We start from the raw sequence: 8,946 nt of genomic DNA on the forward strand, positions 1-8,946 counted from the left end.
GCCCGCCGCGCGCAGCCGTCCGGCGAGCGCGGGCTGGTCGGGCCAGGCCCGGATGGACTCGGCGAGGTAGACGTACGCGTCCGGGTTCGAGGACACCGAGCGCGCCACCGGCGGCAGTGCCCGCATCAGGTACTCGGTGTAGACGGTGCGGAAGGGCGCCCACACCGGGTGGGAGAACTCGCAGATCACCACGCGTCCGCCGGGCCGGGTGACCCGGTACATCTCCCGCAGGGCCGCGTCGGTGTCCTGCACGTTACGCAGCCCGAAGGAGATCGTCACCGCGTCGAAGGTGTCGTCCTTGAAGGGCAGGCGCGTCGCGTCGCCCGCCGTGAACGGCAGCCAGGTGTGCTTCTTCTTGCCGACCTGGAGCATGCCCAGGGAGAAGTCGCAGGGGACGACGTACGCGCCGGTCCGCGCGAACGGCAGCGAGGAGGTGGCCGTGCCGGCGGCCAGGTCCAGGACCTTCTGCGCCGGGCGCGCGTCGACCGCCTTCGCCACCTCCTTGCGCCAGCGCCTGTCCTGGCCGAGCGACAGCACGTCGTTGGTCAGGTCGTACCGTTCCGCCACGTCGTCGAACATCGAGGCGACTTCGTGCGGCTGCTTGTTCAGGGAAGCGCGGGTCACCCGCTCATTCTTGCAGCCCGCCCCACCGGCGGGACCGTCGGCTTCCTGCGTGCCGCGAGCGGCTGCCGGGCGTCGGCACACGTCGGGGTTCCGCGACCGGCCGCCGGGCGTCGGTACACGTCGGGGGCCACGGCGGCGCTCAGCGTCGCCGGAAGACCAGCCTCCCCGCCACCACCGTGGCCACGCAGGTCCCCGCCCCCCGCTCGGTCAGCTCCGGCTCGTCGCGGACGTCGAAGACGGCGAAGCGGGCCGGGGAGCCCGCGGCGAGGGCGGGCGGGGTCGTGGGCGGGAGGGCGGAGGCGAGCGGGTCGAGGGCGGGGACGCCGGCGGACCGCGGCCCGCGGGGCAGGAGTTCGAGACCGGTGCGCTGCACGGCGTCCCGTACCGCGCGGTTGCGCAGCGGGGCGCAGGCCGCCGCGACCGTGCCGTGGGCGAACATGCGCTGCACCCCGCGCCGGGCGCTCGCGCCCCAGCGGGCGTCGTCGAGGGCGAGGGCGGTCAACGCGTCACCGGTCAGCGGCTCGGTGCCGAGGACGTCGGCCTCCCGGGGGTCGGGGTGGTACGTCTCCTCCAGCAGTTCGGTGCCGTGGGGGTTGACGAATCCGGGCGTGAGGATGCCGGGCCAACGGCGCACGCGCGCGGACGGGTACGCGGCGGTCAGCTCCTCCAGGGGCCCGACGGCCTCGATCCGTCCGCCCGTGACGAGGACGGCGTCACCCCGGGAGTCCGCGTGGATCGTCAGCACAGCGCGCCTAGTTCGAGGCGAGCAGCTTCAGCTCGGGGTGCGCGGTGCCGCCCTCGATCGCCGTGGAGGAGATGTGCGAGACCACGCGGTCGTCGACGGGGTCGTGCGCCGGGTCGTCGTGCACGACCAGGTGCTCGTACGTCGTGGCGCGCTGGGCGGGGACCCGGTCGGCCTTGCGGATCAGGTCGATGATCTCCAGGCGGTTGGAGCGGTGCCTGGCGCCGGCCGAGGAGACCACGTTCTCCTCCAGCATGATCGAGCCGAGGTCGTCGGCGCCGTAGTGCAGGGACAGCTGGCCGACCTCCTTGCCGGTGGTGAGCCAGGAGCCCTGGATGTGCCGGACGTTGTCCAGGAAGAGGCGGGCGATCGCGATCATCCGCAGGTACTCGAAGAGGGTCGCCTGGGTGCGCCCCTTCAGGTGGTTGTTCTCGGGCTGGTAGGTGTACGGGATGAAGGCGCGGAAGCCGCCCGTGCGGTCCTGCACGTCCCGGATCATCCGCAGGTGCTCGATCCGCTCGGCGTTGGTCTCGCCGGTGCCCATCAGCATGGTGGAGGTGGACTCGACGCCCAGCCGGTGCGCGGTCTCCATGATCTCCAGCCAGCGCTCGCCGCTCTCCTTGAGGGGCGCGATGGCCTTGCGGGGACGCTCGGGGAGCAGCTCGGCGCCGGCGCCCGCGAAGGAGTCCAGCCCGGCCTCGTGGATGCGGGTGATGGCCTCCTCGACCGACACCCCGCTGATCCGGGCCATGTGCTCGACCTCGGACGCGCCCAGGGAGTGGATGACCAGCTGCGGGAAGGCTTCCTTGATGGCGCGGAAGTGCTTCTCGTAGTACTCGACGCCGTAGTCCGGGTGGTGGCCGCCCTGGAACATGATCTGGGTGCCGCCCAGCTCGACGGTCTCGGCGCAGCGGCGCAGGATGTCGTCGAGGTCGCGGGTCCAGCCCTTCGCGGTGTCCTTCGGGGCCGCGTAGAAGGCGCAGAACTTGCACGCCGTGACGCACACGTTCGTGTAGTTGATGTTCCGCTCGATGATGTACGTGGCGATGTGCTCGGTGCCCGCGTACATGCGCCGGCGTACGGCGTCGGCGGCGGCGCCCAGGGCGTGCAGGGGGGCGTCGCGGTAGAGGAGCAGCGCCTCCTCCGGGGTGATCCGCCCACCGGCGGCGGCACGGTCGAGGACAGACGTGAGGTCGGCCTTCTCGGTCACCAGGGCGTCCCTTTCGTCAAGTGGAGGGTGGGCGCGAAGCGCTCGGTACGAGGGTGGTGGTGGGAGACGGGTGGGCGGACGAAGTCAGCCTACGCCAGCCCTTTCGGCCGCCCGCGCTCAGGCCGCGTACGCGCCGATCAGCAGCCCGGCGAGGGCACCGGCGAGCAGGAACGGGCCGAAGGGTACGGCGGTCTTGCGGTCCGCGCGCCGGGCCAGGACGAGCACGCCGCCGTAGAGCGCGCCGAACAGGAAGCCGGCGAAGGTGCCGAGCAGCACGGTGGGCCAGCCGTACCAGCCGAGGACGGCGCCCGTCCCGACGGCCAGCTTCACGTCACCGAAGCCCATGCCGCCGGGGTTGAGGCGGTACAGCGCGTAGTAGCCGGCGGCGAGCGCGAGGGCGCCCTGGAGGGCGGTGCGCCAGTGGCCGGCGTGTTCGGGGAGCAGGGCGGCCAGGCCGAGCAGGACGAGCGCGGCGGCGGCGAGCGGGAGGGTCAGCGGGTCGGGCAGCCGCTGCACCCGTAGGTCGACGGCGGCGAGCAGCACGCCCACGGGCGCGAGCAGCAGCCAGACCGCCAGTTCGGGGCGGGTGCCGGTGGCGGCGGCTAGGGCGGCGCAGACGAGCGCGCCGACGGTGGCGAGGAGGAGTGTGGAGGGGGCGTACGGCTGGTACGACGCGACGGGCACGCACCCCTGCCCGCCCCCGGCTTCACCGGAACGCCCGCTCCCGTCGCCTCCGCCGCCCACGCCGGAACGCCCGCCCCCGTCGGCGTCCCCGTCTCCGGCGTCGTGGGCGCAGTGGCCGCAGCGGACGCCGCCCAGCCAGCCCCGGACCGGGTGGCGGCCGTCGGGGCAGTGGGCGCGCCAGGGCTCGCCGGACGGGACGGCGAAGCGGTAGGCGGCCCGGGGCAGCAGCGCGCCCGTCAGCGCACCCCACACCGCGGCGATGAGCACCAGCGTCCCCGTGGTCACCCCGCTCACGTCCACGCTCCCCTCCCCCGGGCCGGCCCGTCCGGGGTTCCTACCCCGTTCAGGGCCGGAGCAGTTCCACCTTCACGTCGGCGGGGAATCCGGTGGTCGGCCCGACCCGGCGGGCGAACTCGGCGACGGCCTCCAGCTGCGGGGCGCCGAAGCTGAAGTCGAGGGTGGTGAAGTACTCCTCCAGGGTGGCCTCGTCGAACGCCTCCCACCGGGCGGCCTGTTCGGCGACCTTGTGGACCTCTTCCAGGGAGAGGTTGCGGGACTCCAGGAAGGCCTGGTGCACCTTGCGGGTGATGTGGGGCTCGCGCTCGAGGTAATCGCGGCGGGCCGCCCACACCGCGAAGACGAACGGCAGGCCCGTCCACTCCTTCCAGAGCGCGCCGAGGTCGTGCACCTGGAGGCCGTAGCGGGGGCCGTCGAGCAGGTTGGCGCGCAGGGCCGCGTCGCCGATGAGGACGGCGGCCTCCGCCTCCTGCAGCATCAGGCTGAGGTCGGGCGGGCAGGTGTAGTAGTCGGGCTGGACGCCGTAGCGGTCGGCGAGCAGGAGCTGGGCGAGCCGGACCGAGGTGCGCGAGGTGGAGCCGAGGGCGACCCGGGAGCCGTCCAGCCGGTCCAGGGGGACCTGGGAGACGATCACGCAGGACATCACCGGGCCGTCGCAGCCGACGGCGATGTCGGGGAAGGCGACGAGGTCGTCCGCGTTGCGCAGGAACTCGACCAGCGTGACGGGGCCCACGTCCAGGTCGCCGCGCACGATCTGCTCGCTGAGCTTCTCCGGGGTGTCCTTGGTCAGGTCGAAGTCGAGGAGCGTGCCGGTTCTCGCGAGCCCCCAGTACAGGGGCAGGCAGTTCAGGAACTGGATGTGGCCGACGCGCGGCCGGGTGCGAGAATTGTCCACATCGCGAGACTAGACCCCATGCGCTACGGTACCGGGACCGGCCCCACCCCCAAACGGACTAGCGGACGTTCAAACCTCCGGGTGAAGTGATCTTGGCCTCTATTGCTTTCGGCTGCCCGGATGCTAGGCTTGCCGCAAGTTGCAGTTTGGTTTCCCTTGCAGTACAGAGCCTGCGGAGCATGTAACCGCGGGCTCTCGTCGTTTTCAGACGAATGCAGTCGTGCAGCACCGTTTCGCACTTGCAGGTTCTGGAGGCAGGGCAACCCTTTTGAGCCCAAGGAGGGCTTATGGCTACCGGAACCGTCAAGTGGTTCAACGCCGAAAAGGGCTTTGGCTTCATCGCCCAGGAGGGCGGCGGCCCCGACGTCTTCGTTCACTACTCCGCGATCAACGCCTCCGGCTTCCGCTCCCTCGAGGAGAACCAGCAGGTGAGCTTCGACGTGACGCAGGGTCCGAAGGGCCCGCAGGCGGAGAACGTCACTCCCGTCTGATCACTGCCTGATCGCAGAACCTGAGTGCAGTACCCAAGGAGCCCCGCGCCGTACGGCGACGGGGCTCCTGCCTTTTCCGGTTCAGGACCGACCGGCCCGGCGGCCCCGGTCAGGCGGCGTTCCGCCAGACGGTCAGGTCGCCGGTGAGGAAGGCGATGTCCGGCATCGCGGTGGACTTCGTCTGGATCACGTACAGGCCGATGTTCCCCTCGGTGTCCTTCATGCAGAACTCGGTGCCGGCCGCCGCCGCGGCCAGCGTCCAGCTGTGCCGGCGGGCGCTCCTCAGCATGAGACGGCACTCGTCCAGGGTGGTGCCGTGGGCGCCGAACATCTGCATGAAGACCGTGTGGTCGCTCTGCAGCTCGCAGCCGGTCGCCCGGCAGTCGAAGCGGATGTCCCCCGTGCGGTTCTTCCGCTCGGGGTTCTTGTCCTTGAGGCTCACCGAGGTCTTCGCGTCCAGCCACACCTGCGGGAACCCCTCCGGCCGCGGATCCCCCGGGGAGGCGGAGACGGAGGGCGCGCCGCCGCCGGTCGCGTGATCCGGCTTCCGGGCGGAGCCCGCCGCGGAGCCCGCCGGCGATCCCGACGAGGTCGTCGACGCCCGCCCGGACGCCGACCCGTCGACCGGCGAGGAAACCGGCGAGGAAGCGGTCGTCACGGACCTTCCGCTCGCCCGGTCCCGCGTGTCCATCCCCGACCACGCCACCAGCAGCGTCACCAGCAGCGCACCGCCGAGCACGCCGGCACCGGAGACCAGCGCGACGCGCCGCCGCCGGGCCGCGCGCTCCTGCGGCGCGGGCCGCGGCCACCCCGTCAGCGGCTGCGGATACGTGACGAGCGGCTGCGGGGTCGCGCGGGCGGGCTGCGGCACGGTCACCCCGGTGGGCTCGGGCACCGGCGCCGGGACGGCGGCCCGCGGCCCGGTGACCTCCCGCCACACGGCCGGTCCCCCGCCCGCGTCGGCGTCCGCCCCCAGCCGCTGCCGGCACCACTCCACGATCTCCGCCGGAGTGGCCCGCTGCGCCGGGTCGGCGGCCAGGCACCGGGCCAGCAGCTCACGCAGCGGCTCGGGCAGCGGCTCCAGGTCGGGCGCGGAGTGCACGATCCGGTACAGCACGTTCACGGCCGGGCCGTCGCCGTACAGGGGTCTGCCCAGCGCGGCGAACGCGGCCGTCTGGCCGAGCGCGAAGACGTCCGCCGCCGCCGTCACCCCGTCCCCGGTCGCCTGCTCGGGCGCCATGAACGACGGCGTGCCGATCGTGGCCCCGGTGGCCGTGTACGAGGTGCCGTCCGCGGCCACCGCGATACCGAAGTCGATCACCCGGGGCCCGTCGGCGGCCAGCAGCACGTTCGACGGCTTCAGATCCCGGTGCACGATCCCCTCGGCGTGGATCGCCTGCAACGCCTCGGCCACGCCCGCCATCAGCCACAGCACCGCCGGCACCGGCAGCGGCCCCCGCCGGGCCACGGCCTCCGTCAGCGACGGCCCCGGTACGTACAGCGTGGCCAGCCACGGTGGCACGCCGTCCGCGTCCGCGTCGATCAGCTCGGCGGTGTACGCCCCCCGGACCCGCCGGGCCGCCTTGATCTCCCTGCCGAACCGCCGCCGGAAGTCCGGGTCGTCCGCCAGCTCCGGCCGTACGACCTTGAGCGCCACGGGCCGGCCGCCCTGCGTGTGCGACAGGTAGACCCGGCCCATGCCGCCCGCGCCCAGCCGGGCGGCGAGCCGGTAACCGGCCACCACGGGAGGATCGTCCGCCTGGAGCGGCTGGAAGACGTCCGTCGTCTGGTCCATCGGCCCGGTACCCCCCGCTGTGATGCTTCGGCCAAGAGCAGCAGCCTAAGGGGCGGTGTCCGCGCCGGCCGCTACGGTCCCTGACCATGACCGACACCCGCACCTTCTACGACACCATCGCCGAGGACTACGCCGCGCACTTCCGCGACCCCCTCGCCGAACGGCCCCTGGAGCGGGCGCTGCTCGCCGCGTACGCCGAGCAGGTCGGCCCGGGCGGCCGGGTCGCCGACCTCGGGTGCGGGCCGGGCGCGGTCACCGCGCACCTGGCCGGCCTGGGGCTGTCCGTCTTCGGGCTGGACCTGTCCGCGTCCATGGTCGCCGTCGCCCGCCGCGACTTCCCGGGACTGTGGTTCGGGCAGGGCTGTATGCGGGAGCTGCCCCTGGCCGGCGGCTCGCTGGCCGGCGTGGTCTCCTGGTACTCCAGCATCCACACGCCCGTGGACGAACTGCCCGCTCTCTTCCGCGAGTTCCACCGGGTGCTGGCCCCCGGCGGGCGGCTGCTGCTCGCCTTCCAGGTGGGCGACGTACCGCTCCGTCTCGAACACCCCTTCGGCCACGACGTGGCCCTGGACTACCAACGGCGCGAACCGGGGCGGATGGCCGGGCTGTTGGCGGGGGCGGGTTTCCTCCTCGGCTCCAGCACCGTGCGCGAGCCCGAGGTGACGCGCGGCGAGTCACCCGTACCGCAGGCGTTCGTGCTGGCCCGGAAAAGGGGCTGACTGCGCGGGGACCGGCAGCCGTGAGGTCCGCACCCGGCCCTCAGCGTGCGTACAGCGCCTCCACCTCGGCGGCGAAGTCCCTCAGGATGTCGTCCCGCCGGAGTTTCATCGACGGGGTGAGGTGGCCCGCCGCCTCCGTGAAGTCGACCGGGAGGACGGCGAAGCGGCGGATGGACTCGGGGCGGGAGACCATGCGGTTGGCCTCGTCGACCGCCCGCTGCAGGACGGCCGTCAGTTCCTCGTCACCGACCAGGAGTTCCGGCGGCACCGGGTGTTTGCCGATCATCTGGCGCCAGTGCGTGATGCCGTCGGGGTCGAGGGTGATGAGGGCCGCCACGAACGGCCGGGCGTCGCCCACCAGCATCACCTGGGAGATCAGCGGGTGCTGGCGCAGCCAGTTCTCCAGCGGGGCCGGGGCCACCGACTTGCCGCCCGCCGTGATCAGCAGTTCCTTCTTGCGGCCGGTGAGGGTGAGGTAACCCTGGTCGTCCAGTTCGCCGAGGTCGCCCGTGGGCAGCCAGCCGTCCCGTGACGCCGGCACCACCCCGCCCGCCCGGGGGTCCCAGTAGCCGCGCAGCACGTGGTCGCCGGCCAGCAGGATCTCGCCGTCCGCCGCGATCCGCACCCGGGTGCCCGGGAGGGGCCAGCCGACCGTGCCGAGGCGGGGTTTCAGGGGCGGGGTGACGGTGGAGGCACCGGTGGTCTCCGTGAGGCCGTAGCCCTCGAAGACCTGGACGCCCGCGCCGGCGTAGAACGCGGCGAGGCGCCGGCCGAGCGGGGAGCCGCCGCAGATGGCGTACCGGACGCGGCCGCCCATGGCGGTGCGGATGCGGCGGTAGACGAGGGAGTCGTAGAAGGTGCGCTGTGTCTTCAGGGCGCGGCTCGGACCGCCGCCGGTGCCGGTCTGGTGGGCCTCCAGCGCCTCGCCGTAGCGCCGGGCCACGGCCGTCGCACGGTCGAAGACGGCCGCCCGGCCGCCGGCTTCCGCCTTGGCGCGCGCGGAGTTGTAGATCTTCTCCAGCATGTACGGGATGGTCAGCAGGCAGGTCGGTCTGAAGGCGGCCAGGTCGGGCAGGAGGTCCTCGGGGGCGAGGCTGGGCGCGTGGCCGAGGCGGACCCGGGCGCGGACGCAGGCGATGGCCACCATCCGGCCGAAGACGTGGGACATCGGGAGGAAGAGCAGGACGGAGGGGTCCTCGTCCTTCGCCTTGAAGACTGGGTAGAGGAGTTCGATCGCGTTGTCGACCTCGGCGAAGAAGTTGCCGTGCGACAGGGCGCAGCCCTTGGGCCGGCCGGTGGTGCCCGAGGTGTAGATCAGCGTGGCGAGCGTGTCGGGGCCGAGCATGCCCCGGCGTACGCCGACTTCCCCCTCCGGCACCGGCGCGCCGGTCTCGGCGAGCCGGGCCACGTGGTCCTTCTCCATCACCCAGACGTGGCGCAGGTCGGGCAGGTGTGCCAGCTCCGGGCCGATGGCGGCGGCCTGGGCGGC

Annotated in this window: 9 protein-coding genes; 2 read left to right on the forward strand and 7 right to left on the reverse strand. The window is 73.1% G+C overall.

Translation table 11 applies throughout. From position 1 onward, the window contains the following. The 5 genes from IE312_RS05480 to IE312_RS05500 all read right to left on the reverse strand — a co-directional run. Positions 1 to 624, reverse strand: a 624-nt coding sequence (locus IE312_RS05480; protein ID WP_229899105.1) for a demethylmenaquinone methyltransferase, incomplete at its 3' end; no start/stop codon positions are given. Between the two features lie 139 nt (positions 625 to 763). Further along, positions 764 to 1,369: an imidazolonepropionase-like domain-containing protein gene (locus tag IE312_RS05485; protein ID WP_189978832.1), complete on the reverse strand. Its 606-nt coding sequence runs from the start codon at positions 1,367 to 1,369 to the stop codon at positions 764 to 766. 7 nt (positions 1,370 to 1,376) lie between these two features. Next, complete coding sequence (gene mqnC, locus IE312_RS05490) at positions 1,377 to 2,576, reverse strand: cyclic dehypoxanthinyl futalosine synthase (RefSeq protein ID WP_189978834.1); 1,200 nt, start codon at positions 2,574 to 2,576, stop codon at positions 1,377 to 1,379. A 117-nt stretch (positions 2,577 to 2,693) separates the two neighbouring features. Beyond that, a complete protein-coding gene (locus IE312_RS05495; RefSeq protein ID WP_189978995.1) occupies positions 2,694 to 3,545 on the reverse strand; it encodes a prepilin peptidase in 852 nt (283 codons plus the stop codon). 58 nt (positions 3,546 to 3,603) lie between these two features. Beyond that, the gene (locus IE312_RS05500; protein WP_189978836.1) at positions 3,604 to 4,452 is read right to left on the reverse strand and encodes a menaquinone biosynthetic enzyme MqnA/MqnD family protein; all 849 of its coding nucleotides are present in this window, start codon (positions 4,450 to 4,452) and stop codon (positions 3,604 to 3,606) included. Between the two features lie 287 nt (positions 4,453 to 4,739). Here IE312_RS05500 and IE312_RS05505 point away from each other — a divergent pair, with 287 nt between their 5' ends. Continuing rightward, complete coding sequence (locus IE312_RS05505; RefSeq protein WP_003992177.1) at positions 4,740 to 4,943, forward strand: cold-shock protein; 204 nt, start codon at positions 4,740 to 4,742, stop codon at positions 4,941 to 4,943. A 109-nt stretch (positions 4,944 to 5,052) separates the two neighbouring features. On the opposite strand, the gene IE312_RS05510 is transcribed toward IE312_RS05505, so the two are convergent. After that, positions 5,053 to 6,738 (reverse strand): serine/threonine-protein kinase, encoded by a 1,686-nt coding sequence (locus IE312_RS05510; RefSeq protein ID WP_189978838.1) that lies wholly within the window; start codon positions 6,736 to 6,738, stop codon positions 5,053 to 5,055. 86 nt (positions 6,739 to 6,824) lie between these two features. Between IE312_RS05510 and IE312_RS05515 the strand changes: the two genes are divergently transcribed. Then, positions 6,825 to 7,457 carry a class I SAM-dependent methyltransferase gene (locus IE312_RS05515; RefSeq protein ID WP_189978840.1) on the forward strand — a complete coding sequence of 211 codons (633 nt, stop codon included), beginning with the start codon at positions 6,825 to 6,827 and terminating at the stop codon, positions 7,455 to 7,457. Positions 7,458 to 7,497: 40 nt separating this feature from the next. On the opposite strand, the gene IE312_RS05520 is transcribed toward IE312_RS05515, so the two are convergent. Further along, a partial coding sequence (locus IE312_RS05520) for an AMP-dependent synthetase/ligase (RefSeq protein ID WP_229899107.1) occupies positions 7,498 to 8,946 on the reverse strand: 1,449 nt, incomplete at its 5' end.

This window comes from Streptomyces capoamus (assembly GCF_014654935.1).
In the GTDB taxonomy this organism is placed as follows: Bacteria; Actinomycetota; Actinomycetes; order Streptomycetales; family Streptomycetaceae; genus Streptomyces; species Streptomyces capoamus.

Coding starts and splice junctions, on each gene's coding strand:
- IE312_RS05505 (WP_003992177.1), top strand. CDS start 4,740: ATGGCTACCGGAACCGTCAAGTGGTTCAACGCCGAAAAGGGCTTTGGC.
- IE312_RS05510 (WP_189978838.1), bottom strand. CDS start 6,738: ATGGACCAGACGACGGACGTCTTCCAGCCGCTCCAGGCGGACGATCCT.
- IE312_RS05515 (WP_189978840.1), top strand. CDS start 6,825: ATGACCGACACCCGCACCTTCTACGACACCATCGCCGAGGACTACGCC.